Genomic DNA, 24,808 nt, shown 5'->3' on the forward strand with positions numbered 1-24,808 from the left:
CCCCCGACCCCACGGCAACCGTGCACAGGGGTGCCGACGTCCTACCGCGCGTGTGTAGCTTGGGCGTCGGTCTGAGACCCTGAGGCTGAGCAGTAGTTTTTGGACACCGGAAGGACGGTCGTGCACATCGTCATCATGGGCTGCGGAAGAGTGGGTTCCGCTCTTGCCCAGACCCTGGAGCAACAGGGGCACACGGTCGCCGTGATCGACCAGGACCCCACGGCCTTCCGCCGCCTCGGCCCCGGGTTCGGCGGCCGCCGGGTAACCGGGATCGGCTTCGACCAGGACACCCTGCGCGAGGCCGGGATCGAGGAGGCCGGTGCCTTCGCCGCCGTCTCCAGCGGCGACAACTCGAACATCATCTCCGCGCGCGTGGCCCGCGAGATGTTCGGCGTGGAGAACGTGGCGGCCCGGATCTACGACCCCCGGCGCGCCGAGGTCTACCAGCGCCTGGGCATCCCGACCGTGGCCACGGTCCGGTGGACCGCCGACCAGATGCTGCGCCGTCTGCTGCCCTCCGGGGCGGAGCCGCTGTGGCGTGATCCCACCGGCGGTGTCCAGCTGGCCGAGGTGCACGCCTCCGCGGCCTGGGTCGGCCACAAGATCAGCAGGCTGCAGGAGGAGACGGGCGTCCGTGTGGCGTTCCTGACCCGGCTCGGCGAGGCGATCCTGCCCACCTCGCAGACGGTGCTGCAGGAGGGCGACCTGGTGCACGTGATGATGCGCACCGACGAGGTCGACAAGGTCGAGGCGTCCTTCGCCAAGGGTCCCGAAGAGGAGGGCGGTCACTGATGAGGGTCGCCATTGCCGGTGCCGGTGCGGTCGGCCGCTCGATCGCGGGCGAGCTGCTGGAGAACGGCCACGAGGTCCTGCTGATCGACAAGGCGCCGACCGCCATCTCGGTCGAGCGCGTCCCGCAGGCGGAGTGGCTGCTGGCCGATGCCTGCGAGATCACGTCGCTGGACGAGGCAGCCCTGCAGCGCTGCAACGTCGTGATCGCCGCGACGGGCGACGACAAGGTCAACCTGGTCGTCTCGCTCCTCGCGAAGACGGAGTACGGCGTCCCGCGCGTCGTGGCCCGCGTGAACAACCCCAAGAACGAGTGGCTGTTCAACGAGTCCTGGGGCGTCGACGTCGCCGTCTCCACCCCCCGCCTGATGTCGGCCCTGGTCGAGGAAGCGGTCTCGGTCGGCGACCTGGTCCGCCTGCTGCGCTTCAGCCACGGCGACGCGAACCTGGTCGAACTGACGCTGCCGGAGGAGTCGGCGTTGGCCGGCACCCAGGTCGGCGACGTCGAATGGCCCGAGGACACGTCCCTGGTCACCATCATCCGGGGCACCCGGGTCCTGACCCCGACCCGGGACGACTCCCTGGAACCGGGCGACGAGCTGCTCTTCGTGGCCGCTCAGGCGCGGGAGGAGCAGTTGGAGGACCTGCTGTCGGTGCGGCGCGAGGACGCGTCGAGCTGAGCCCTTCGGGGACCACGACGAGGAGGGGCGCCCTGCATGTGCAGGGCGCCCCTCCTCGTCGTACCGGAAACTACGCCTCCCGGCGGTGCCGTCCGCCCGCGGCCTCGCCGTGCTCCGCGCGCTCAGCCGCGAGCGCCGCCTTGCGCTCCTTCTCGGCCTGCTCCTCCGCTTCCATCTCCGCGAACACGTCGATGGGAGCGGGCGCCTTCGCGAGGAAGACCCACGTCAGCCAGACGGCCAGCAGGAACGGCGGGATCTTCAGCGCGACCAGGACCCAGCCCAACTGGGCCGTGTTCGCCCACCAGTACAGCGGGAAGAGGATCGCGCACTTGGCGAGCAGGATCAGGCCCCAGGCCCAACTGGCCTTCGCGTACGCCTTCTTGCGGCCCGGGTTGCGGGTGCGCCAGGAGAGGTTCTCCTTGAAGACCGGGCCGAGGATCAGACCGAGCAGCGGGACGCCGCACAGCGTCGTGACGATGTACGCCAGCGCCAGGCCCAGCGTGTAGAGCATGCCGGGGAGGTAGAAGTCCTTGGCGTTGCCGGTCATCATCGCGAAGACGACACCGAAGGCGACGCCGAAGACACCGCTGAACGCGTGCTTGACGGTGTCCCGCATGGCCAGCCGGACCACCACGAGCAGCAGGGACACGGCGAGGGCGGCGATCGCCGACCAGTGCAGGTCCTTGTTGATCGTGAAGATGGTGACGAAGAGGAGGCCGGGCAGCACCGTCTCGACCATGCCCCGCACTCCGCCGAACGCCTCGAACAGGGCGGCCTCGGTCACCGCCCGCGCGTCGTCGGCTTGAGTGTCTTCGGTCGGCTTGTCGAGCGACGTCACCGGCTACTCCCGTCCGAGGGGTCTCAGTTCGTATTTCGGATTGAACAGCACCCGGCGGCCCCGGCTCAGCGAGACACGGCCCGATGCGATCAGTCTGCGCCCCGGCTCTATCCCCACGATGGAGCGCCTGCCGAGCCACACCACGTCCAGGGCGGCGGAACCGTCGAACAGCTCGGCCTCCAGGGCCGGGACGCCCGCACGCGGCCGCAGAGTGACCGTGCGCAAGGTACCAGTAACCGTGACGATCTGTCGGTCGTGACAGTCACCGATCCGCGTACAGCCCGCGGTCTCCGTGTCCTCCCGCAGCTCCTCGGACTCCAGGTCCTCCTGCGACGAGGAGAGCCGGTCGAGCATGCGCCGGAACCGGCCCGCCGGCTTTTCGGAACGAGGAACAGCACTCATATCTGAAGCGTACCGGGGTGCACTGACACCTTCGTACCCGCCCGGCCCCGCCCCGAACCGGCACCTTTCCGCCCCCGGCCTGCTACTTCTCGAACCGGTATCCCATGCCCGGTTCAGTGATGAAATGCCGGGGATGTGACGGATCAGACTCCAGCTTCCGCCGCAGCTGCGCCATGTACACCCGCAGGTAGTTGGTCTCCGTCCCGTACGACGGCCCCCACACCTCCTGGAGCAGCTGCTTCTGGCTCACCAGCCGACCCGTGTTGCGGACCAGCACCTCCAGCAGATGCCACTCCGTGGGCGTCAGCCGTACGTCCCTGCCGTCCCGGTTGACCTTCTTCGCGGCCAGGTCGACGGTGAACTCCTCGGTCTCCACCGTCGTCACGTCGTCCTCGCCGGCGCCGACCGGCTCGGCGCGGCGTACTGCGGCCCGCAGCCGGGCGAGCAGTTCGTCCATGCCGAAGGGCTTGGTGACGTAGTCGTCGGCGCCCGCGTCGAGGGCCTCGACCTTCTCGTCGGAGGTGTGCCGGGCGGACAGCACCAGGATCGGCACCCGGGTCCAGCCGCGCAGGCCCCGGATCACCTCGACGCCGTCCATGTCGGGCAGTCCCAGGTCGAGCACGACGACGTCGGGGTGGCGGGCGGCCGCGAGCTGCAGGGCGGTGGCGCCGTCGTGGGCCGCGTCGACCTCGTACTTGCGCGCCTTGAGGTTGATCACGAGGGCGCGCACGATCTGCGGCTCGTCGTCGATCACGAGCACCCGGGTCATGTGACCTGCCTTTCGGGTTCCGCCGGGCGCCCAGCGGGTGCGGCGCCCTCTTCGAGAAGTTCCGCGCGCGATCCTTCCGCGCGCAGGGTGAGGACCATGGTGAGGCCTCCGCCGGGTGTGTCCTCGGCGTTGAGGGTGCCGCCCATGGCCTCGGCAAAGCCCCGGGCCACCGCGAGACCGAGGCCCACGCCGGCGCCGCGCGGGGCGTCGCCATAGCGCTGGAAGGGCTCGAAGATGCGCTCCTTGGCCTCGTCGGGGACGCCGGGGCCGCGGTCGACCACCCGCACCTCGACCCGGTCCGCGAGGGCGCTGGCGGCGACCAGGACCGGTTTGCCGGGCGGGCTGTACTTGACGGCGTTCTCGACCAGGTTGGCCACCGACCGCTCCAGCAGCCCCGGGTCGACGGCGACCATGGGCAGGGTCTCCGGGACCTCCAGCTCGACGCTGTCCTCAGGCACCCCGACCAGCGCCATCGGCACCACCTCGTCGAGGTCGATCTCGCGGATCAGCGGAGTGACCGTGCCGGTCTGCAGGCGGGACATGTCGAGCAGGTTGCCCACCAGGTGGTCCAGGCGGTCGGCGCCCTCCTCGATGCCCTTCAGCAGCTCCGCCTGGTCCTCCTCCGACCAGGCCACGTCGTCCGACCGCAGCGACGACACGGCCGCCTTGATCCCGGCCAGCGGAGTGCGCAGGTCATGGCTGACGGCGGCCAGCAGCGCCGTACGGATGCGGTTGCCCTCGGCCAGCGTCCGGGCCCGGTCGGCCTCCTCCTGGAGGCGCCGGCGGTCCAGCACCACGGCGGCCTGGGCGGCGAACGCGGCCAGCACCCGGCGGTCCTCGGCGGGCAGCACACGGCCGGTCAGCGCCAGCGCCATGTGGTCCCCGACCGGTACGTCCACGTCGGCCTCGTCGGGCCGCTCCACCGCCGGCCCGAGCCCGGCGCGCCCCGCACAGGTCCACGGGTCGTGGTCGCTCGCCCGCTCCAGCAGGGCCGCCGACTCCATGCCGAAGGTCTCGCGGACCCGCTCGAGGAGATCCTCCAGGCCGGTCTCGCCGCGCAGCACGTTGCCCGCGAGGAAGGAGAGGATCTCCGACTCGGCGCGCAGCCGGGCCGCCTGGTGGGTGCGGCGGGCGGCGAGGTCGACGACGGAGGCCACCGAGACCCCGACCGCGACAAAGATCACGATCGCGACGATGTTCTTCGGGTCGGCGATGGTCCAGCGGTGCAGGGGCGGTGTGTAGAAGTAGTTCAGCAGCAGCGAGCCCACGGCCGCCGAGGCCAGCGCGGGCAGCAGCCCGCCGAGCAGCGCCGCGGCGACCGTCACGGCGAGGAACAGCAGCATGTCGTTGGCGAGGCCGAGGTCGACGGCGCTGAGCAGCACCGCCAGGACGGCCGGACCGCCCACGCCGACCAGCCACCCCCAGATGATCCGCGACCGGCCGAGCCGGGCGCCCCGGGCCACCGGCAGCCCGCGCCCCTTGCCCGCCTCGTCGTGCGTGATCAGGTGGACGTCGAGGTCGGGCCCCGAGTCCCGGGCCACCGTCGCGCCGACGCCGGGCCCGAAGACGTACTGCCAGCTCTTGCGCCGGGAGACGCCGAGCACGATCTGGGTGGCGTTGACCCCGCGCGCGAAGGCGAGCAGCGCCGCCGGTATGTCGTCGCCGACCACGTGGTGGAAGGTGCCGCCGAGGTCCTCGACGAGGGTGCGCTGCACGGCCAGTTCCTTGGGCGAGGCCGCCGTCAGGCCGTCGCTGCTGGCTATGTAGACGGCCAGCACCTCGCCGCCGGCGCCCTTCTCCGCGAGCCGTGCGGCCCGCCGGATCAGCGTCCGCCCCTCGGGGCCGCCGGTCAGCCCGACCACGATCCGCTCCCGCGAACCCCAGATCTTCGAGACCTGGTGTTCGCTGCGGTACTGCTTCAGGTACTCGTCGACCCGGTCGGCCACCCACAGCAGCGCCAGCTCGCGCAGCGCGGTGAGGTTGCCGGGGCGGAAGTAGTTCGACAGGGCCGCGTCGACCTTGTCCGGCTGGTAGATGTTGCCGTGTGCCATACGGCGGCGCAGTGCCTGCGGCGACATGTCGACCAGCTCGATCTGGTCCGCCCGCCGTACGACCTCGTCCGGCACGGTCTCCCGCTGCCGTACACCGGTGATCGACTCGACGACGTCGCCCAGCGACTCCAGGTGCTGGATGTTGACGGTCGAGACGACGTCGATGCCGGCGGCGAGGAGCTCCTCCACGTCCTGCCAGCGCTTGGTGTTGCGGGAGCCGGGCACGTTGGTGTGGGCGAGCTCGTCCACGAGCGCGACCTGCGGGCTCCGGGCCAGCACCGCGTCGACGTCCATCTCGGTGAAGTCGGCCCCGCGGTACTCCAGCTCCCGGCGCGGCAGCTCCTCCAGGCCGTGCAGCATCACCTCGGTGCGCGGCCGCCCGTGGTGCTCCACGAACGCCACCACGCAGTCGGTGCCGCGCTCCACGCGCCGGTGTGCCTCGGAGAGCATGGCGTACGTCTTGCCGACGCCCGGTGCCGCACCGAGGTAGATCCGAAGCTTCCCGCGTCCCATGGCCCCATTGTCTTCCGGTCACTGCTGCCCACGCAGCGTCGACCTTACGGCCGCCAAGCGTGGCAAAAGGTGCCGGCAAGGGCCTGACGACCGTCTTTGACGGAACTCTGACGCCCGCGCCCCTCAGTGCTCGAGGATCTCCCCGTCGCCCAGCTCCAGCACCCGGTCGGCCAGGTCGAGCAGGGTCGCGTCGTGGGTGGCGACGAGTGCGGTGACCTGTTCGCTGTGGACGACGGCCCGCAGCAGCTCCATGACGGCGTGCCCGGTCTCGGCGTCCAGCTGGCCGGTCGGCTCGTCGGCCACGAGCAGCGAGGGGCTGTTGGCGAGGGCGCGGGCGATGGCGACGCGCTGCTGCTGGCCGCCGGACAGCTCGCCGGGCCGCTGCGCCGCGTGGTCGGCGAGACCGACCAGGGCGAGCAGCAGCTCGACGCGCTCCTCGCGCTCGCGCACCTCGGCCCGGCGCAGCCGCATCGGGACGCCGACGTTCTCGGCGGCCGTGAGGATCGGGATGAGCCCGAACGACTGGAAGACGAAGCCGACCCGGTCCCGGCGCAGGGCGAGCAGTCCGTCCTCGCCGAGCTCCGACAGGTCGAGCCCGTCGACGGTGACCCGCCCCTGATCCGGTACGTCGAGCCCGCCGACGATGTTGAGGAGGGTGGTCTTGCCCGACCCCGAGCGTCCCTTGAGGGCGATGAGTTCGCCGCGCGGGACCTCGAACGAGACCCCGCGCAGGGCGTGCACGGCGGCCGCTCCATGGCCGTAGGACTTGTGGACGTTCTCGACGCGCACCATGGTCTCGGTGACCACCTGACTGTTCATGTCGCCTCCCCCGTCGACCGGGCGCCAGTATCACCGCCCGACGCCCGGCCCTTCAACGGTTCAGCTCGGGTTGTCACCGTGGGTGAGGGTCTCCCAGGCCACGAAGAGGTTGTTGCTGCCGGCCGGACGCTGCTGCTGGGTGAGCGTCTGGGTGTTGGCCATAGCGATGCCGAGGCGGTTGTGCAGGGCGTTGTAGCCGACCTCGGTGACCGGCCCGAGCCCGAGCTTCAGCGATCCTCCGCACAGCCAGCTCGGGACGGCCGCGCCCAGCTGGTACTTGGCCTGGAACCCGAGCGCCTGCCGCAGCCGTTCGCCGACGTCGGTGCCGTAGAGGTCCTGACCCTGGATACGACTGGTCTCCGCGACGTGCGAGATCGCGGAGATGCCGTATCCCGTGTGGGTGAAGTCGCGGCAGGTCTCCTGGGTGAGCCCGGTGACGAAGGTGGACTGCCCCTGCCAGTACTTGACGATCTTCTCCTTGGTGTCGAGGTTCTGGCTGGGCACCGTCTTCGGCAGATCGCCGTCGGACGACAGATAGACATACGCGGCCGTACGGGTCCGGAACCTCGACATGGCCTTGTCGTACGACGTCCTGTCCTCGAGGAAGACGGAGATGCCGATCGCGGCCTCCGTCATCGACAGCTCCCAATTGCCGTTGGAGTTGGAGCCGTTGATGATCTCCGGGAGGTAGACATTGCGGAGCATGGTCGCGAAGCGGCCGGAGTTCGCCCAGCTCCCGGTGTACGTGTACTTGATGATCTCGGCGGCCTTCGGCCAGGAGGAGCCCGCCCAGCCGGTCTGCAGGGGCGCGTTGCTGTTGGTGTGGTCCTTGATCACCGCGGACCAGGCGTCCATCAGCTGGATCGCCTTCTTCGCGTACCGGTCGTCGCGCGTGATGTACCAGGCGAGCGCGTCGGTGTAGGCGGCGATCGCGTCCTCGCGCTCGTCCGTGCAGCCGTAGTTGGGATCGGAGTACGGGCCGCACTCGACGGTCGCGCGGGGCTTGGGGGTGCGGTTGAGGTCGGCGTACTTGCTCGCCAGCATCTGGTCGAAGGCACCCTTCCAGGGCTGGGCGCCGGCGTTGACCTTGGTGCGCGCGAAGTCCAACTGGGCCTTGGAGACGGTGACGCCGGGGTGGGCGAAGGTGGTGGGGGCGGCGTCGGCATGGCGGGCGGCGGGCCAGGCGAGCATGCCCACGACAAGTGCGGAGGCGGTTGCGAGCAGTGCGGTGCGGCGCATGGTGGGGGCCATCCGTTCTCGTATGTGAACGATGAGCGCCTCTGTGAACTCAGGCGTTGGGCCGAGACCATAGGTACAGACCAATCACCCGTCAAGAGTCCGCGCACGGAAAAGGGCCGCACCCCGCCAGGGGTACGGCCCTTTTCTGCTGTACGGCTACCGGACCTCGGTGATCTCCGGTCCGCGCTGCAGCTGTCCCATGCCGCCGGAGAAGCGCGAGCCCTCCTCCTGCTGGACGCCCTCGGGGACCATCTGGGCGTCGTTCGGCAGCTTGAGGACGATCGGGTCGCGAGGCGCCATCGGGCCCTCGCCGCGGACCACGACCGTGTCCCGGAAGATCTGCTCGAGCAGGCCGGCCGCCTGCGGCTGCACCGCGCCCTGGCCCGAGATCACACCGCGCAGGAACCAGCGCGGACCGTCCACGCCGACGAACCGCACGACCTGGAAACCGCCCGTGCCGTCCGGCAGTTGCACCGGTACCTGGGCGCGCAGCTCCCAGCCCAGCGGGCCCTCGACCTCGTCGATGATGCCACCCTGCTGGGTGATGCCGGAGCCGATCTCCTCGCGCACCTCACCCCAGATGCCCTCCCGCTTGGGAGCGGCGAAGGCCTGCAGCTGGATGGCGCTGTCGCGCAGTACGACGGTCGCCGCGACGATCGCGTCACCCGCGACCTCGACCCGCAGCTCCATGCCGTCGACTCCGGGCACGAACAGACCGCCCAGGTCCACCCGGCCCTCGGCCGGGTCACGCACCTCGGAGTCGTCCCAGGGCCCGTCGGGCCGCGGCTCGGGCTCGAGCCGCACGCGCTCACGCACGTCCTCTTCGTCGTCCGCCTCAGTGTCGACGTAGTCGACGACCTGCTCGGCCTCGCCGGCCGCGTCCTCGGCGGCACCCTTCTTCTTGCGACGTCCGAACACGTCACTGTCCTTCCCGGTCGGATACGACCGAAGCGTATCGATTCCCACCCGTAGTGCCGCCCACGGCGGCCTGACCGCTTGTGCTGCTCGTTCCGGCCACCGCCGCATGCCCTCCGGTGGACCCGAAGCCCCCTTCGGCCCGCGCCGAGTCGGGAAGCTCCGCGACCTCCTGGAAGCGGACCCTCTCGACCTGCTGGACGACCAGTTGGGCAATCCGGTCGAAGCGCTCGAACCGCACGGCCTCGCGCGGGTCGAGATTCACCACGATCACCTTGATCTCCCCACGGTACCCGGCATCAACCGTCCCTGGGGCATTCACCAGGGCGACACCGCAGCGGGCGGCGAGACCGGATCGCGGGTGCACGAAGGCCGCGTACCCCTCCGGGAGCGCGATGGACACCCCGGTGGGCAGCACGGCACGCTCGCCCGGCTTCAGTTCACACGCCTCGGTGGTGCGCAGATCGGCGCCCGCGTCACCGGGTTGTGCGTACGACGGAAGCGGTACGTCCGGGTCGACGCGCCGGATCAGCACGTCGAGCTCTCGACCGGGGGCACGGCTCACGGGTTCACCTCGAAGGCGCGGGCCCGCCGGCGCTGGTCGGGGTCGCTCATGGCTGCCTGGATCTCCTCCGGGCGGCCGTTGTCGATGAAATGGTCGACCTTCACCTCGATGAAGAGGGCGTCGGCGCGGACGGCGACGGGCCCCTCCGGACCGCCGATCCGCCCGGTGGCGGACGAGTAGATCTTGCGGCCCGCGACCGCCGTCACCTCGGCCTCCAGGTACAGCACCGTCCCGACGGGAACGGGCCGCACGAAGTCGGTCTCCAGCCGTCCGGTCACGGCAATCGTCCGCAGCAGCCAGTTCAGCGAGCCGAGGGTCTCGTCGAGGGCGGAGGCCAGCACCCCGCCGTGCGCCAGCCCGGGCGCCCCCTGGTGGGCGGGCTGCACGGTGAACTCGGCGGTGATCGTGACGCCTTCGCCGGCCCGTGCCTCGAGGTGCAGCCCGTGGGGCTGCCCGCCGCCGCACCCGAAACACTGTTCGTAGTGGGCACCCAGAAGCTCACCGGGCGCGGGAGCATCGGGGTGCCGCACGGGTTTCACCGCGTCGGCGGGAGGCTCAAGAGCTGGAGACGTACCACTCACAGCCGCAGACCTTACCCGCGCGTCGGTGGATTCCGGACACCGTGCCAAGCTTGGCTCCATGCAGCTCTCCGCCACCCCTTACGAAGAACGCCTCACCACCCCCCGCTCGTGGTGGCTGATCTCCTTCCTGGTCGGACTCTCGTTCGCCCTCATCCTGCTGCCCTTCGGCACGCTGCCGCTGCTCGGCGGCCTGGTCGGCGGCACGGCGGCGGCGGCGGTCGTAGCGAGCTCGTACGGCTCGGTCCGTATCCGTGTGGTGGGCGGCTCACTGATCGCGGGCGAGGCGAAGATCCCGGTCGCGGCACTGGGTGACGCGGAGATCCTGGACCCGGAGGAAGCCCGCGCCTGGCGCACGTACAAGGCCGACACCCGCGCCTTCCTGCTGCTGCGCGCCTACATCCCCGGGGCCCTGAAGGTCGAGGTGACCGACCCCGAGGACCCGACGCCGTACCTGTACCTGTCCACGCGGGAGCCGGAGCGCCTCGCCCAGGCGCTGAAGGCGGCCAAGGAGGCCGTGGCGTAACGGGGCGGCCACTCAGGGGTCTCAGAGCCCTCCGGGCCCGAGTTCCTTGCTGATCTCGCCCATCGTCAGCGGGTCCACCGGTCGCTCCAGGGGCGGGAGTTCGACAAGCGCGTCCCAGGGCACCTGAATCTTTCTCAGGTCTTTACGGATCCGCTCCGCGAGCTTCTTGGTGTCCCGGCGGTTCATGACCGCCCCGACGGCGGCCCCCACCATGAAGGGCATCAGGTTCGGCAGGTCGCGCACCATGCGCTTCATGATCTGCTGGCGCAGTTGATGCTTCATCTGGCTGTTGACCGCACCGCCGAAGCTCGACGGCTTCGTCACGTCGACCCCGCGCTCTCCCGACCAGGAGTTCAGATACGCGGTGCTGCGTTCCTTGAGGTTGCCGGGCGGTCGTACGCCGTAGACCTCGTGGAGCTCGGCGATCAGCTTCAGCTCGATCGCGGCGACGCCGGTGATCTCCGCGGCCAGCTCCGTCGGCATCGCGGGCGGCACGGGCAGCATCGCCGCCGCTCCGATCCCCGCTCCGACCGTCGACGTGGCGGCCGCCGCGCCCGCCACGAGCTTGTCGGCGAGCTGCTCGGGCCCGAGGCCCGGGAACTGTCTGCGGAGCGCCGCGAGGTCGCGTACGGGGATCCGCGGGGCGATCTCGATGATGCGGTCGGCGAGGTACGCCAGGCCCGCCCTGGCGCGGCTGCCGCCCTTGCGGACGCCTTCCACGGCCTTGTCGCGGATGGCCGCGGCCCGCCGCCGGGCGACGGGCACAGGTTTCTTCTGCGACGGCGCCGGGAGGTCACCCCGGCCGGCCGCCGGTTCGAGCGAGGCCGATCCCGTAGACCCTGTCGTATCGGGTGTCGTACCGGATGAGCCCCGCTCGTCGTCACGCGCGCCGTGAGGGCCTTCGTGCAGCCCTTCGTCCGCTCCCCGCAAAAGGGAGCGGCGCTTCCAAGGTGGGGTCGAGCCAGTCACGGCCGACCCGGCCTCAGTCGCAGTCGCGGCAGATCGGCTGACCGTTCTTCTCCCGGGCCAGCTGGCTGCGGTGGTGCACCAGGAAGCAGCTCATGCAAGTGAACTCGTCCTGCTGCTTGGGCAGCACCCGGACGGCCAGCTCCTCGTTCGAGAGGTCCGCGCCGGGCAGCTCCAGGCCTTCCGCGGCCTCGAACTCGTCGACGTCCACTGCGGACGTCGACTTGTCGTTCCGACGGGCCTTGAGCTCTTCAAGGCTGTCCGAGTCGACGTCGTCGTCGGTCTTGCGTGGGGTGTCGTAATCCGTTGCCATGTCGCTCTCCCCCTCTGGGTGTCTGCGGTGTCTCCAGCGCACGTAACGCGTGAGAGGCCGGACTTGTGCCCGACCCGAGGCGGAGATTTTGCCTCACATCAAGGTCTGTTACTCAATCGACACCCAACCGGACTCCTCAAGAGTGATCGGCTTGGATGGCGAACGGGACCGTACACGGTCCCCATGCCGCTCTTCAAAGGCGTCTCACCCTGTACTTCCCGTGATCAGGACACCCGAAAACCCGGATTTTCCCGGCTTTCCGCCTGCGCGCATGATCACGGAGAGTAGATGGCCAGAAAATCGCCCTTGTGATCGATCACACACGGGGTGCTCCATTCGGCGGCCAGAAAATTCCGCGCAAAGCGAACATCCCCGTGTGTCGGCGACATGATCTCAGATGGGCAGGGTGACTCGCATCACGAGCCCACCCCCTTCGCGAGGCTGTGCCGAAATGTGCCCGCCGTGCGCTCGCGCCACCGACCGCACGATGGACAGTCCGAGGCCGACGCCCTTGTCGCTGCCCGTGCGCTCCGTACGCAGCCGCCGGAAGGGCTCGAAGAGGTTGTCGATCTCGTACGCCGGTACGACGGGTCCCGTGTTCGCCACGACCAAAACCGCCTGACCGTGCTGGACCTCGGTGGTGACCTCGACCCAGCCGTCGTCCGGCACGTTGTACCGCACGGCGTTCTGCACGAGGTTGAGCGCGATCCGCTCCAGCAGCACGCCGTTGCCCTGGACGACCGCGGGCCGCTGCTCGCCGCGGATCACCACGCCCTTGGCGTCCGCCTCGGCATGCACCTGGTCGACGGCCTGCGAGGCGACCTCGGCGAGGTCGACCGGCTTGCGCTCGACGATCTGGTTGTCGCTGCGGGCGAGCAGCAGCAGGCCCTCCACCAGCTGCTCGCTGCGCTCGTTGGTGGCCAGCAGCGTCTTGCCGAGCTGCTGGAGCTCCACCGGCGCGTTCGGGTCGGACAGGTGCACCTCGAGGAGCGTGCGGTTGATCGCGAGGGGGGTTCTCAGCTCGTGCGAGGCATTGCCGACGAAACGCTGCTGGGCGGTGAAGGCGCGCTGCAGTCGCTCCAGCATGTCGTCGAAGGTGTCCGCCAGCTCCTTGAGCTCGTCGTCCGGGCCGTCCAGCTCGATACGGCGGGACAGGTCCGAGCCCGCCACGGCGCGCGCGGTGCGCGTGATGCGGCCGAGCGGCGACAGGACGCGGCCGGCCATGGCGTAGCCGAAGGCGAAGGCGATCACGGCGAGGCCGAGCAGGGCCAGCAGGGAGCGGCTGAGCAGGTCGTCCAGCGCCTGCCGACGCTGAGCGGCGGTGCAGGCCTTCCACACCGAGTCGACCTCGTCGTAGCTCGCCGAATTGAGATGCGGGCAGGTGGAGCTGCTGATCGCGATGTTACTGCCGGTCACCTGGAAGGACTGGTTGTCGCCCTCATGGAGGGCCTGGGCCGCCAGCAGGTAGATGATCGACAGCAGCAGGATTCCGGCGATCAGGAACATGCCGCCGTACAGCAGTGTGAGCCGTATGCGGATGGTCGGGCGCAGCCAGGGGAACGGCGGCTCGGGCCTGCTGGGGTCCCAGGTGGGCTTGGGGGGTGCCGTGGGGGGAGCGGGTGTTGCGGCCATCGGGCATCAGATCCGGTAGCCGGAGCCGGGCACCGTGACGATCACAGGCGGCTCGCCCAGCTTGCGGCGCAGCGTCATGACGGTGACCCGCACGACATTCGTGAAGGGGTCGGTGTTCTCGTCCCAGGCCTTCTCCAGGAGCTGCTCCGCGGAGACGACCGCGCCCTCGGAGCGCATCAGCACCTCCAGGACGGCGAACTCCTTCGGCGCGAGCTGGATCTCCTTGCCGTCGCGGAAGATCTCGCGGCGGTTGGGATCGAGCTTGATGCCGGCCCGCTCCAGGACCGGCGGCAGCGGCACACTGGTGCGCCGGCCGAGGGCACGCACGCGTGCGATGAGCTCGCTGAACGCGAAGGGCTTGGGGAGGTAGTCGTCGGCGCCGATCTCCAGGCCCTCGACACGGTCACTGACGTCGCCGGAGGCCGTGAGCATCAGCACGCGCGTGGGCATGCCCAACTCGACGATCTTGCGGCAGACGTCATCGCCGTGCACGAGTGGAAGGTCGCGGTCGAGGACGACCACGTCGTAGTCGTTGACGCCGATGCGCTCCAGGGCGGCCGCACCGTCGTACACGACGTCGACGGCCATGGCCTCCCGGCGCAGTCCGGTGGCCACCGCATCGGCGAGCAGTTGCTCGTCCTCGACGACGAGTACGCGCACGTCGCTTGTCCTTCCTGTGTCCACCCGCGTAGCGCCTGCAAGGGCACACGCGGGCAGGGGTCTTCATGAGTGTGTGCCTCCATCCTGCCCTTTTCGGCCATAAGTCGGCTGTAAGGCGGGTGGGCGGAGGATGAGGGCAGGATGAAGGACAGGTGTGAGACCCGGGAATGCCAGATTTTCTCGCCGGGTTGAGGTTTCCGTGGAAGGGAGCGGGGGGAGGACGGTTCATACCCCGCGATCACGCTCTGCTAGTGCCGCAGCACCATGCGGTACGGCGCAATCCGCTTTCCGCAGAGTGGGCGTGGGTGTCCGGCACCGTCGCCGCCCGGCGCGGGCTGTGCCGGGCACCTGCAGGAGACGTGATCGCCCCTTCCGAACGGCACACCCCCGTGCCACCCGACCCACGACCCAGGACGAGGGGGCGCAGCATGGACGCATTCACCGCAGGACTTCTGCAGCGCATAAGGGCGACCGAGACCGACCTGACGCGGGCTCGCGACGAGGGCGACGACTTCCTCGTCGAGGTTGAACAGGGCGAACTCGACGACCTGCGCCGCCTCGCCGCCGAACACGGTGTGGAGGTCAGCGCTTAGCGTCTGATCAGCGCGTACGCACGACAGCAACCCCCGGCGAATCCAGCGCCGGGGGCTGCTGTCTGTCTGCCGTCAGTCGTGCCAGGCGCCGAAGTCCTCCAGGAGGCCCTGGAGGGGCTCGAAGACGCCCGGGGTGGCCGCGATCGCCAGGTCGCGTGCGGGGCGCTCTCCGGGGCGGCCACCGGTCAGGGCGCCCGCCTCACGGGCGATGAGGTCGCCCGCCGCCAGGTCCCACGCGTTCAGGCCGCGCTCGTAGTAGCCGTCCAGTCGGCCGGCCGCCACGTCGCACAGGTCGACCGCGGCCGAGCCGCTGCGCCGGATGTCGCGGAGCAGCGGGATCAGCCGCCGGGCGACCTCGGCCTGGTGGGTGCGGACCTCGCTGACGTAGTTGAAGCCCGTCGAGACCAGGGCCTGGTCCAGCGGCGGCGCCGGGCGGCACGCCAGCTCCTGCTCGCCCTCCCAGGCGCCCGTGGCCCGGGCCCCTCCGCCGCGGACCGCGTGGAACGTCTCGCCGCGCATCGGGACCGCGACGACCCCGACCACGGTCTCGCCGTCCTGCTCGGCCGCGATGGAGACGGACCAAGTCGGCAGCCCGTACAGGTAGTTGACCGTCCCGTCCAGCGGGTCGATCACCCAGCGGATCCCGCTCGTGCCCTCGGTGGAGGCACCTTCCTCGCCCAGGAAGCCGTCGTCCGGGCGGCGCTCCGAGATCAGGTCCGTGATCAGCTTCTCGGCCGCGATGTCCATCTCGGTGACCACGTCGATCGGGCTCGACTTGGTCGCCGCGACCGCGAGATCGGCCGGTCGGCCGTCCCGCAGCAGCTCTCCGGCCCGGCGGGCGGCCTCCTGGGCCAGTGCGAGCAGTTCCTGGTGCAGGGGGTCGGTCACGGGGCTCCTCACGCGTAGGGGCTGTCGACGCCCGCGGCGGCCGGGCGCGCGGCGCGGGCCGGACAGCAGCCCACCGGACAGAGGTTGTGGCTCGCGCCGAGCGCGCCCAGGGCGCAGGGCGTGACCTCGGCGCCGCGCTCCACGGCCGCGCGCTCGACCACGAGGTCACGGATCGCGGCCGCGAAGCGCGGGTCCGCCCCGACGGTCGCCGAGCGGCGCATCGGCAGGCCCAGCTCCGCGGCCTTGGCCTTGGCCTCCGTGTCGAGGTCGTAGAGGACCTCCATGTGGTCGGAGACGAAGCCGATGGGCGAGATGACGACCGCCGGGACGCCGGCCGCGTGCCGCTCCTCGAGGTGGTCGCAGATGTCGGGCTCGAGCCACGGGATGTGCGGGGCGCCGGAGCGGGACTGGTAGACGAGCTGCCAGGGGTGGTCGACGCCGGTGCGCTCGCGGACCGCGTCGGCGATCAGCTGGGCCACGTCCAGGTGCTGCTTCACGTACGCCCCGCCGTCGCCGTGGTCCTCGACCGGGCCGGAGGTGTCCGCGGAGGCGGTGGGGATGGAGTGGGTCGAGAAGGCGATGTGCGCGCCGTCACGGACATCCTCGGGGAGGTCGGCCAGGGACTGCAGGACACCCTCGACCATGGGCTCCAGGAAGCCCTCGTGGTTGAAGTAGTGGCGGAGCTTGTCGACCTTCGGGAGGTCGAGGCCCTCGGCCTCGAGCGCGGCGAGCGAGTCGGCCAGGTTCTCGCGGTACTGGCGGCAGCCCGAGTACGAGGCGTAGGCACTGGTGGCCAGGACGAGGATGCGCCGGCGGCCGTCGGCGACCATCTCGCGCAGGGTGTCGGTCAGGTAGGGCGCCCAGTTGCGGTTGCCCCAGTAGACCGGCAGGTCCAGACCGTGGCCCGCGAAGTCCTTGCGGAGAGCGTCCAGCAGGGCGCGGTTCTGGTCGTTGATGGGGCTGACCCCGCCGAAGAGGAAGTAGTGCTCGCCGACTTCCTTCAGGCGTTCCTTGGGGATGCCTCGCCCACGCGTCACGTTCTCCAGGAAGGGGATCACGTCGTCCGGGCCCTCGGGACCGCCGAACGAGAGCAGGAACAGGGCGTCGTAGGGGGTGGCATCACGCGCGTCTGACATGGGTCGATCCTGCCACCCGGCACTGACACTCGGGGAAGGTGGGGGGACGACTCGGGTTCCCGGCTCATCCAGCCCAGCGACGCTTGGTCGCCAGAGCGTGCCTCTTCGATGGGCCCTACGGACGCCACTCCAGTGCCGGCGGGGACGAGCTGTGGGTGGACGACGACTCGGAAAGTCAGTTGATCAGAAATGGACCGACCTACTAAGTTGCCTGACCGGTCACCTTCGGTCACACCATGTGCAACTGGAGTCACTTCCGAAGGCGCCCAATTCAGATCCGCCGACCATCGGCCGCGGCGCTCCGTCCGGAGCCGCCCGGCAACGCGGACCGTCAGTGCCTCATGACAAGAACGGGGAGCAAGACATGGCAGGTTCGAAGAAGAAGGCCCTCGTGGGCCGCCTCGGTCGCGGCGCGGCCCTCGGGTTCGCCGCGACGACCGTGATCGTCACCCTCGGCGCCGTTCCAGCTCAGGCGCAGGAGGGTACCGCGGTCGACGCCCAGGACTGGAGCTGCGACTCCGGCCGCATCTGCATGTACGAGGACTCCAACTACACCGGCAGCAAGTACGTCAACTGGAAGCCCACCGGCACCAACCAGAAGTACCAGATCGACGGTTGGGACGGTGACAACGAGATCTCGTCGCTGATCAACAACACCAGCTACAGAATCCGGATCTACGACAACGACGACTACTCGGGCTACTCGATCTGCGTCGCGCCGCACACGGACATCAACAACCTGAAGAACGGCTGGGTCTTCAACGACGAGGCCGAGAGCGCCAAGACCGTCACCCGCTGCTAGTTACGGTGCTGTCGGCTACTTGAGGGCCTGCAGCCTTCTTCGCCCTGTCGGCTTCTGGTCGGCAGGGCGAAGAAGCGAGTGCCTCAGCGCACTCTGGAGGCCATTGCGTGGAAGTACCGCACGAAATCCTCACCACAGTCCTGGCAAGGGCCGACACCAGTGACGATCTCGGCTGGACGGTGTCGGTGGACTCAACCGTCTGCCGGGCCCACCAGCATGCCGCCGGGGCCACCGAACGGGGCACTAACGGCCGGGAACGGTGGGGTGACGGGCGAAGGCCGGGCTGCTTTCCGAACGCGGTCACCGGCCGGTCCCGGAGACGTCACCGGCGCATACCCGGGTGCATTAGGGCGACCTCACTCGTAAGCTGTATCGACTACATTCGCACCTTACTGAGCTGTAGCCAGCACCTTACTGAGCCGTACCCATCGGAGACCCCGTGCCGAGCCCTTACCGCGCCCTGTTCGCCGCCCCCGGCACCAAGGGCTTCTCCGCCGCGGGTCTCCTCGGCCGGATGCCGCTGTCGATGATGGGCATCGGCGTGGTCACGATGGTCTCCCAGCTCACCGGGCGCTACGGGCTCGCGGGCGCCCTCTCGGCCACCATCGCGCTGGCCGCCGCAGCGATCGGGCCGCAGATCTCCCGGCTGGTGGACCAGCACGGGCAGCGCAGGGTGCTGCGCCCCGCCACGCTCGTCGCGCTCGTCTCGGCGGCCGGGCTGTTGCTGGCCGCGCACTTCGAGTGGCCGGACTGGGTGCTGTTCGTGTGTGCCGCCGGGATCGGTTCCGTGCCGAGCCTCGGCGCGATGATCCGCGCCCGCTGGGCGGCCCTGTACCGGGGCACTCCGCAGCTGCACACCGCGTACTCCTTCGAGTCCGTGGTGGACGAGGTGTGCTTCATCTTCGGGCCGATCATCTCCATCGGCCTGTCCACGGCCTGGTTCCCGGAGGCCGGACCGCTGCTCGCCGCCTGCTTCCTGGCGGTCGGCGTCTTCTGGCTGACCGCCCAGCGCGCCACCGAGCCCGAGCCGCACCCGCGCGAGCACCACGGGGGCGGCTCGGCACTGCGCGCGCGTGGCCTGCAGGTCCTGGTGGCCACCTTCGCGGCGACCGGGGCGATCTTCGGATCCGTCGACGTGGTCACCGTGGCCTTCGCCGACGAGCAGGGGCACAAGGCGGCGGCGAGCATCGTGCTCGCCCTGTACGCGGCGGGTTCCTGTGTGGCCGGAGTGGTGTTCGGGCTGCTGCACTTCAAGGGGGCGCCCGCACCTCGCTGGCTGCTGGGCATATGCGCGATGGCCGTGAGTATGATCCCCCTCCTACTGGTCGGAAACTTGCCGTTTCTGGCCGTGGCGCTGTTCGTTGCGGGCCTGTCCATCGCTCCCACGATGATCACGACGATGTCCCTCATAGAAGAGCACGTACCACGCGCGCAGTTGACCGAGGGCATGACCTGGGTGAGCACCGGCCTCGCGGTCGGCGTCGCGCTCGGCTCCTCGGTGGCCGGCTGGGTCATCGACGCGGCCGGCGCGCGTGCCGGGTACGGGGTTCCGGCGGTGTCCGGGGCCGTCGCGGTCGCGGTCGGTTTCCTGGGGTACCGCCGGCTCAGCAGGCCGGCTCCGCGTCGGGGAGGGACCGTTGAGCAGCACAGCGAGCGGGAAGAACGGCACGTGGCGTAACTGGGGCGGCAACATCGCGGCGCGTCCCGCGCGGGAGGTGACTCCAGCGTCCGTGGACGAACTGTCCGCGGCGGTACGGCAGGCCGCGGAGGACGGCCTGACCGTGAAGGCCGTCGGCTCGGGGCACTCCTTCACGTCCATCGCCGCCACCGACGGTGTGTTGATCCGCCCTCAACTGTTGACCGGCATCCGCAAGATTGATCGCGACGCCATGACGGTCACGGTCGAGGCCGGCACTCCGCTCAAGAGGCTCAACATGGCCCTGGCCCGCGAGGGTCTGTCGCTGACCAACATGGGCGACATCATGGAGCAGACGGTCTCCGGCGCCACCAGCACCGGCACGCACGGCACGGGCCGCGAGTCGGCGTCGATCGCCGCCCAGATCAAGGGACTTGAGCTGATCACCGCCGACGGCTCGGTGCTCACCTGCTCCGAGAAGGAGAACCCGGAGGTCTTCGCGGCGGCCCGGATCGGCCTCGGCGCCCTCGGCATCGTCACCGCGATCACCTTCGCCATGGAGCCGATCTTCCTGCTCACGGCCCGCGAGGAGCCGATGCCCCTCGACAAGGTGCTCGCCGACTTCGACGAACTCTGGGCCGAGAACGAGCACTTCGAGTTCTACTGGTTCCCGCACACCGGCAGCACCAACACCAAGCGCAACAACCGCAGCGCGGGACCCGAGAAGCCGGTGAGCCAGATCGCCGGCTGGTTCGAGGACGAGTTCCTCTCCAACGGCGTCTTCCAGGTGGCCCAGTGGGTCGGCCGGGCGGCGCCGGCCACGGTCCCGACGATCGCCCAGATCTCCAGCAAGGCCCTGTCCGCGCGCACTTACACGGACATTCCCTACAAGGTCTTCACTTCACCGCGCCGGGTGCGCTTCATGGAGATGGAATACGCCGTTCCGCGCGAGGCCCTGGCCGAGACGCTGCACGAACTCAAGGCGATGGTCGACCGCTCCGGCCTCAGGGTCAGCTTCCCGGTCGAGGTGCGCACGGCCCCCGCCGACGACATCACGCTGTCCACGGCCTCGGGCCGCGACAGCGCGTACGTCGCCGTCCACATGTTCCGAGGGACGCCCTACCAGGCGTACTTCACCGCCGCCGAGCGCATCTTCACCGCGCACGAGGGCCGGCCGCACTGGGGCAAGGTGCACACCCGGGACGCCGAGTACTTCGCCGGGGTATACCCGCGCTTCGGCGAGTTCACCGCACTGCGGGACCGGCTCGACCCGGACCGCCGCTTCCAGAACGACTACCTGCGGCGGGTGTTGGGGGCGTAGTTCCGTTTCCGGCGATTACGTGAAGTACGCCACGTACAAGATCCCGAAAACCCGCAACGGGCGGCCGAGTCCCGTCCCTTGCAAGAAGTTGAGCGGCGTGCCAATCCACGCACGTGGCCCGAATGGAGTACTGTTGCGAGCCCTGGGTCCGGTCTCCCGCCAGGGCGTCCGCGGCTTCCAAGGACCGCCAGGAGGGGGCTAGTTGCACAGGGTGACGGAGTTGGTCACTTAGCGTTGCGAATAGGTAACCGTGCCATAACGGCGATCCAGGGCCCGTGCCCGACACGCCGGGCAACTCGGCAAGGTTGTGGCAGGCTGCACCCGGGCAGGCCACACTCGACTAGCGGAAGCAGCGACGCACGTGACGTCGGCAGGCACCACCCGGGAGGTCCCCATGCCCGAACTGCGTGTCGTGGCCGTCTCGAATGACGGCACACGGCTGGTGCTGAAGGCTGCCGACTCAACGGAGTACACGCTTCCGATCGACGAGCGGCTGCGCGCGGCGGTCCGTGGCGACCGTCCCCGCCTCGGCCAGATCGAGATCGAGGTCGAGAGCCATCTCCGCCCCCGCGACATCCAGGCGCGTATACGCGCCGGTGCCACCGCGGAAGAGGTAGCCCAGCTCGCAGGCATTCCCGTCGACCGCGTACGCCGCTTCGAGGGCCCCGTGCTCGCGGAGCGCGCGTTCATGGCCGAGCGGGCCCGCAAGACACCCGTCCGCCGGCCCGGTGAGAACGCCGGACCGCAGCTCGGCGAGGCCGTCCAGGAGCGGTTGCTGCTGCGCGGTGCCGAGAAGGACACCGTGCAGTGGGACTCCTGGCGCCGCGACGACGGCACCTGGGAAGTCCTGCTGGTCTACCTGGTCGCGGGCGAACCGCACTCGGCGAGCTGGACGTACGACCCGCCCCGGCGGCTCGTCCAGGCCGTCGACGAGGAGGCGCGCTCGCTGATCGGCGAGTCCGAGGACCTCGCCGCGCCGGAGCCCAGCTTTCCGTTCGTCCCGCGCATCGCACGGCTGCCACGCGACCGCCCGCTGGACCGTGCCCTCGAGCGGCCGAGCCTGCCCGCGCAGGCGTCCGAGCCCGCCGAGGAGAGCACGGGTGAACGGGACTCGCTGACCAGCCTGTTGGAGGCGGTACCGAGCTTCCGCGGCGACCTGGTGGTCCCGGAGCGCCCCGCAGAAGCGTCTCCTCCGCCGCCACCGCCGGAGGAGCCCGCTGCCGCTGCCGAACCCGAGGAGGAGGAGCCCCCGGCGCCCGCGGCCTCGGCCGGTTCCGCCTACGCGGACGTCCTGATGCCGCGTTCCGTCGGCAGCCACCGCGACCGACTCGTCGGCGCCACGGACCGCCAGGCCGAGGCCGACGGCGTCCGCCCGGGCCGCCGCGCGGCGGTCCCGAGCTGGGACGAGATCGTGTTCGGGACACGACGGAAGAAGCAGGAGTAGCAAGCAGGTCGTACGAGGATGAGGGCCGCGCTGTTCGACAGCGCGGCCCTTTTCGCGTCGTACGGACCATGCGTCGTACGGACTACTGCGGATCCGGCCCGACCGCCACCGGACGCGACGGATCCGACGACCACTCCGACCAGGACCCCACGTACAGCGCCGAGTCGATGCCCGCGACCGCCAGCGCCAGCACCTCGTGTGCACCGGAGACGCCCGAACCGCAGTACACGCCGACCTCCGAACCGTCGGTCGCACCAAGGGACTTGAAGCGCTCGGCCAGCTCCTCCGCGGGCAGGAACCGCCCGTCGGCCCCCACGTTCTCGTTCGTCGGCGCCGACACGGCCCCCGGAATGTGCCCGCCGACCCGGTCGATCGGCTCCACCTCGCCCCGGTAGCGCTCGCCCGCCCGCGCGTCGAACAGCACCCCGGCCCGGGCCAGCGCCGCCGCGTCGTCGGCGTCGAGCAGCCCCGCCGCTCCCGGCACCGGCTCGAAGTCGCCCTCGGGCGGCGTCGGCACCGCCGCCTCCAGCTCCCCCTCCCAAGTCGGCAACCCGCCGTCCAGGACCCGCACGTCCGGGTGACCCGTCCAGCGCAGCAGCCACCAGGCACGGGCCGCGGCCCAGCCCTGCCCGCCGTCGTACACGACCACCGGTGTCCCGGCCGAGACGCCCGCGCGGCGCATCGCGGCGCCGAAGACCTCGAGGTCGGGCAGCGGGTGGCGGCCGCGTTCGCCGGGTGCGGAGGCGAGCTCGGCGTCCAGGTCGACGTAGACGGCACCAGGGATGTGCCCGTCCGCGTAATCGGCCCGGCCGTCGAAGGGCGGCTCGCCGGCCGCCTTGGCCACGCTGAGCTGCCAGCGGACGTCGAGCAGCACGGGCGGGCGCTGTCCCGCGAGGTCGCCGGCGAGTTCGGAAGCGGAGATGATGGCGTTCATGGCCACCATCCTTGCGCACGGGGTGGCCGCTTCGTCCGTGTCCGGCTACTCTGCTCGGCCGGACAGGCCCGATCACGAGGCGTACGGGTTCGGGCACATGCTGTACAGCCGATCGACGTCCGTCGGCAATCGCACGGAAACGGACGGGAAACCGCACACCGGGCATCCTCCTCGCGTGCGGCGCGCCCGGAGCGCACGGCAGCACAGGGGGTGCGAGCATCGGCACGGGGATCCGAAGAGCGGAAGCGACGCGGCCACCACGAGGGGTCGAGGAGAGAGTGACGATGACCGAGGCACGGGGGTCGGCCGGCCCGAACGGCGAGACGCACGCTCGGCACGCGCCCGGCACGCCCTGCTGGGTGAGTCTGATGGTGCACGGTCTGGCCGCGACCCAGGAGTTCTACGGTTCGCTGTTCGGCTGGGACTTCGAGCCGGGCCCCCAGCAGCTCGGCCCGTATGTGCGGGCCCTGCTCGACGGATACGACGTGGCGGGCATCGGTCAGCTGCCGCCCGACCGCCATCTGCCCATCGCCTGGACGCCCTACCTCGCCTCGGACGACGTGGACCTGACCGCCGAGACGGTACGGCTGTGCGGCGGCACGATCGGGGTGGGGCCCCTGGACGCCGCCGAGGCGGGCCGCCTCGCCATCGGCTCGGACCCTTCCGGCGCGGTCTTCGGCATCTGGCAGACGGCGCAGCTGCGCGGCACGGCCATCACGGGCGTGCCCGGCACCCCCGCCTGGAACGAGCTCGTGACCTTCGAGTCGGCGAGCGTCGCCAAGTTCTACGAGACGGTCTTCGGTTACGAGGAGGAGCCGATGGTCTCCGCCGACTTCGACTACGTGACCCTGCACATCGAGGGCCGTCCGGTCGCCGGCATCCACGGCGTCGGCAGCGCCCTGCCCCGCGACCGGGGCCCGCACTGGATGACGTACTTCGAGGTCGCCGACACGGACGACGCGGTGACCCGCCTGGTCGACCTGGGCGGCCACGTCCTGAAGTCCCCACGCGACAGCGCGCACGGCCGGGTGGCCACGGTGTCGGATCCCGAAGGGGCCCGGTTCTCCCTGATCCAGAGCCCGCACTGAGACGGCTGGGCCGGCCGGGCCGCGGAAAGGTCTCTGCTACCTAGACCTGCGACACCGGCAGTACGTCCGGGGACAGCGCCGCCGCCCGGGCCGACGCCGCCGTCATGCGGCGGCGGTGATGGCGGCGGCACAGGACCTCGTAGCCGATGGCGTCCGCCTGGTTGACGTCGCCGACGACCACCTGGGCGCCCTCGACGACCATCGCGCCGCCTATCGTGCGTGCGTTGTGCGTGGCGCGGGCACCGCACCAGCACAGGGCCTCGACCTGCAACACCTCTACCCGGTCGGCGAGTTCGACCAGGCGCTGGGAGCCCGGGAAGAGCTTGGAGCGGAAGTCGGTCGTGATGCCGAAGGCGTAGACGTCCAGGCCCAGGTCGTCGACCACGCGCGCGAGTTGGTCGATCTGCTCCGGCGCCAGGAACTGCGCCTCGTCGGCGATGACGTAGTCCGCGCGGCCGCCCTGCGAGAGGTGGTCGACGAGGTAGACGTAGAGGTCCTGGCCGTCCTCGACCTCCACCGCGTCCGTCACCAGGCCGAGGCGGGAGGAGAGCTTCCCCTCGCCCGCGCGGTCGTCGCGCGTGAAGATCATGCCCGCCAGTCCGCGTGCCGAGCGGTTGTGCTCGATCTGGAGAGCCAGCGTGGACTTCCCGCAGTCCATCGTTCCGGAGAAGAACACCAGCTCGGGCATGGGGAGTTGAGCACCTTTCGGCA

The 24,808-nt window shown here is 70.4% G+C and carries 26 protein-coding genes and 1 pseudogene; 10 read left to right on the top strand and 17 right to left on the bottom strand.

Annotation, left to right across the window (positions count from 1 at the left end; translation table 11 throughout):
* Positions 1-120: 120 nt before the first annotated feature.
* Together ACFY1L_RS16265 and ACFY1L_RS16270 are read left to right on the top strand one after the other, a co-directional pair.
* Positions 121-792, top strand: a complete 672-nt coding sequence (locus ACFY1L_RS16265) for a potassium channel family protein (protein ID WP_388823785.1) — start codon at positions 121-123, stop codon at positions 790-792.
* The gene (locus ACFY1L_RS16270) at positions 792-1,469 is read left to right on the top strand and encodes a potassium channel family protein (protein ID WP_388823787.1); all 678 of its coding nucleotides are present in this window, start codon (positions 792-794) and stop codon (positions 1,467-1,469) included. The genes ACFY1L_RS16265 and ACFY1L_RS16270 overlap by 1 nt, the downstream gene beginning before the upstream one ends.
* Positions 1,470-1,539: 70 nt before the next feature.
* Here the strand turns inward: ACFY1L_RS16270 and ACFY1L_RS16275 are convergent, their stop codons facing one another.
* The 9 genes from ACFY1L_RS16275 to ACFY1L_RS16315 all read right to left on the bottom strand — a co-directional run bounded on the left by ACFY1L_RS16275 (position 1,540) and on the right by ACFY1L_RS16315 (position 10,161).
* Positions 1,540-2,307, bottom strand: a complete 768-nt coding sequence (locus ACFY1L_RS16275; protein ID WP_388823789.1) for a DUF3159 domain-containing protein — start codon at positions 2,305-2,307, stop codon at positions 1,540-1,542.
* Between the two features lie 3 nt (positions 2,308-2,310).
* On the bottom strand, positions 2,311-2,709 hold the full coding sequence (locus ACFY1L_RS16280) for an OB-fold nucleic acid binding domain-containing protein (protein ID WP_388823791.1): 399 nt from the start codon (positions 2,707-2,709) through the stop codon (positions 2,311-2,313).
* 82 nt (positions 2,710-2,791) lie between these two features.
* On the bottom strand, positions 2,792-3,478 hold the full coding sequence (locus tag ACFY1L_RS16285; protein WP_388823793.1) for a response regulator: 687 nt from the start codon (positions 3,476-3,478) through the stop codon (positions 2,792-2,794).
* Entirely contained in the window at positions 3,475-6,042 is a 2,568-nt protein-coding gene (locus ACFY1L_RS16290; protein WP_388823795.1) for an ATP-binding protein, read from the bottom strand. The genes ACFY1L_RS16285 and ACFY1L_RS16290 overlap by 4 nt, the downstream gene beginning before the upstream one ends.
* 123 nt (positions 6,043-6,165) lie before the next feature.
* Positions 6,166-6,861, bottom strand: a complete 696-nt coding sequence (locus tag ACFY1L_RS16295) for an ABC transporter ATP-binding protein (protein WP_388823797.1) — start codon at positions 6,859-6,861, stop codon at positions 6,166-6,168.
* A gap of 60 nt (positions 6,862-6,921) precedes the next feature.
* Positions 6,922-8,112 (bottom strand): alginate lyase family protein, encoded by a 1,191-nt coding sequence (locus ACFY1L_RS16300; protein ID WP_388823799.1) that lies wholly within the window; start codon positions 8,110-8,112, stop codon positions 6,922-6,924.
* A gap of 144 nt (positions 8,113-8,256) precedes the next feature.
* Positions 8,257-9,018 carry a DUF3710 domain-containing protein gene (locus ACFY1L_RS16305; protein ID WP_361270320.1) on the bottom strand — a complete coding sequence of 254 codons (762 nt, stop codon included), beginning with the start codon at positions 9,016-9,018 and terminating at the stop codon, positions 8,257-8,259.
* Position 9,019: 1 nt separating this feature from the next.
* Positions 9,020-9,580 (bottom strand): dUTP diphosphatase, encoded by a 561-nt coding sequence (dut, locus tag ACFY1L_RS16310; RefSeq protein WP_388823802.1) that lies wholly within the window; start codon positions 9,578-9,580, stop codon positions 9,020-9,022.
* Positions 9,577-10,161, bottom strand: a complete 585-nt coding sequence (locus tag ACFY1L_RS16315; protein WP_388823804.1) for a PaaI family thioesterase — start codon at positions 10,159-10,161, stop codon at positions 9,577-9,579. Before ACFY1L_RS16315 ends, dut begins: the two co-directional genes overlap by 4 nt.
* 58 nt (positions 10,162-10,219) lie before the next feature.
* On the opposite strand from ACFY1L_RS16315, the gene ACFY1L_RS16320 reads away from it, so the two are divergent.
* Entirely contained in the window at positions 10,220-10,684 is a 465-nt protein-coding gene (locus ACFY1L_RS16320; protein WP_388823806.1) for a DUF3093 domain-containing protein, read from the top strand.
* 21 nt (positions 10,685-10,705) lie between these two features.
* Here ACFY1L_RS16320 and ACFY1L_RS16325 read toward each other — a convergent pair whose 3' ends face one another.
* The 4 genes from ACFY1L_RS16325 to ACFY1L_RS16340 all read right to left on the bottom strand — a co-directional run bounded on the left by ACFY1L_RS16325 (position 10,706) and on the right by ACFY1L_RS16340 (position 14,255).
* Complete coding sequence (locus tag ACFY1L_RS16325; protein ID WP_388823808.1) at positions 10,706-11,653, bottom strand: hypothetical protein; 948 nt, start codon at positions 11,651-11,653, stop codon at positions 10,706-10,708.
* Positions 11,654-11,666: 13 nt separating this feature from the next.
* Complete coding sequence (locus tag ACFY1L_RS16330) at positions 11,667-11,963, bottom strand: DUF4193 domain-containing protein (protein ID WP_005481602.1); 297 nt, start codon at positions 11,961-11,963, stop codon at positions 11,667-11,669.
* Positions 11,964-12,356: 393 nt separating this feature from the next.
* Positions 12,357-13,595 carry a sensor histidine kinase gene (locus ACFY1L_RS16335; protein WP_388823810.1) on the bottom strand — a complete coding sequence of 413 codons (1,239 nt, stop codon included), beginning with the start codon at positions 13,593-13,595 and terminating at the stop codon, positions 12,357-12,359.
* Positions 13,596-13,601: 6 nt separating this feature from the next.
* Positions 13,602-14,255 carry a response regulator transcription factor gene (locus ACFY1L_RS16340; RefSeq protein ID WP_373907771.1) on the bottom strand — a complete coding sequence of 218 codons (654 nt, stop codon included), beginning with the start codon at positions 14,253-14,255 and terminating at the stop codon, positions 13,602-13,604.
* A 428-nt stretch (positions 14,256-14,683) separates the two neighbouring features.
* Between ACFY1L_RS16340 and ACFY1L_RS16345 the strand changes: the two genes are divergently transcribed.
* A complete protein-coding gene (locus tag ACFY1L_RS16345) occupies positions 14,684-14,848 on the top strand; it encodes a hypothetical protein (protein WP_164784887.1) in 165 nt (54 codons plus the stop codon).
* Between the two features lie 72 nt (positions 14,849-14,920).
* On the opposite strand, the gene ACFY1L_RS16350 is transcribed toward ACFY1L_RS16345, so the two are convergent.
* Complete coding sequence (locus ACFY1L_RS16350) at positions 14,921-15,736, bottom strand: inositol monophosphatase family protein (protein WP_388823812.1); 816 nt, start codon at positions 15,734-15,736, stop codon at positions 14,921-14,923.
* A gap of 8 nt (positions 15,737-15,744) precedes the next feature.
* Positions 15,745-16,872 (bottom strand): ferrochelatase, encoded by a 1,128-nt coding sequence (locus ACFY1L_RS16355; RefSeq protein WP_388823814.1) that lies wholly within the window; start codon positions 16,870-16,872, stop codon positions 15,745-15,747.
* A gap of 364 nt (positions 16,873-17,236) precedes the next feature.
* Between ACFY1L_RS16355 and ACFY1L_RS16360 the strand changes: the two genes are divergently transcribed.
* The 5 genes and pseudogenes from ACFY1L_RS16360 to sepH all read left to right on the top strand — a co-directional run bounded on the left by ACFY1L_RS16360 (position 17,237) and on the right by sepH (position 22,075).
* On the top strand, positions 17,237-17,674 hold the full coding sequence (locus ACFY1L_RS16360; RefSeq protein ID WP_388823816.1) for a peptidase inhibitor family I36 protein: 438 nt from the start codon (positions 17,237-17,239) through the stop codon (positions 17,672-17,674).
* A gap of 27 nt (positions 17,675-17,701) precedes the next feature.
* A pseudogene (locus ACFY1L_RS16365) lies at positions 17,702-17,916 on the top strand (IS5/IS1182 family transposase); the annotation flags it as partial.
* Between the two features lie 197 nt (positions 17,917-18,113).
* Positions 18,114-19,352 carry an MFS transporter gene (locus tag ACFY1L_RS16370; RefSeq protein ID WP_388823818.1) on the top strand — a complete coding sequence of 413 codons (1,239 nt, stop codon included), beginning with the start codon at positions 18,114-18,116 and terminating at the stop codon, positions 19,350-19,352.
* Positions 19,312-20,631, top strand: a complete 1,320-nt coding sequence (locus ACFY1L_RS16375) for a D-arabinono-1,4-lactone oxidase (RefSeq protein WP_388823819.1) — start codon at positions 19,312-19,314, stop codon at positions 20,629-20,631. Before ACFY1L_RS16370 ends, ACFY1L_RS16375 begins: the two co-directional genes overlap by 41 nt.
* Positions 20,632-21,025: 394 nt before the next feature.
* Complete coding sequence (sepH, locus tag ACFY1L_RS16380; protein WP_388823820.1) at positions 21,026-22,075, top strand: septation protein SepH; 1,050 nt, start codon at positions 21,026-21,028, stop codon at positions 22,073-22,075.
* Between the two features lie 82 nt (positions 22,076-22,157).
* On the opposite strand, the gene ACFY1L_RS16385 is transcribed toward sepH, so the two are convergent.
* Complete coding sequence (locus ACFY1L_RS16385; RefSeq protein WP_388823822.1) at positions 22,158-23,009, bottom strand: sulfurtransferase; 852 nt, start codon at positions 23,007-23,009, stop codon at positions 22,158-22,160.
* 284 nt (positions 23,010-23,293) lie between these two features.
* Between ACFY1L_RS16385 and ACFY1L_RS16390 the strand changes: the two genes are divergently transcribed.
* Positions 23,294-24,097 carry a VOC family protein gene (locus ACFY1L_RS16390; protein ID WP_388823824.1) on the top strand — a complete coding sequence of 268 codons (804 nt, stop codon included), beginning with the start codon at positions 23,294-23,296 and terminating at the stop codon, positions 24,095-24,097.
* 40 nt (positions 24,098-24,137) lie between these two features.
* Here the strand turns inward: ACFY1L_RS16390 and ACFY1L_RS16395 are convergent, their stop codons facing one another.
* Entirely contained in the window at positions 24,138-24,785 is a 648-nt protein-coding gene (locus ACFY1L_RS16395; protein WP_361270284.1) for a thymidine kinase, read from the bottom strand.
* Positions 24,786-24,808 lie beyond the last annotated feature (23 nt).

Origin of the sequence: Streptomyces sp. NPDC001663, from assembly GCF_042893105.1 — a bacterium.
Lineage (GTDB): Bacteria > Actinomycetota > Actinomycetes > Streptomycetales > Streptomycetaceae > Streptomyces.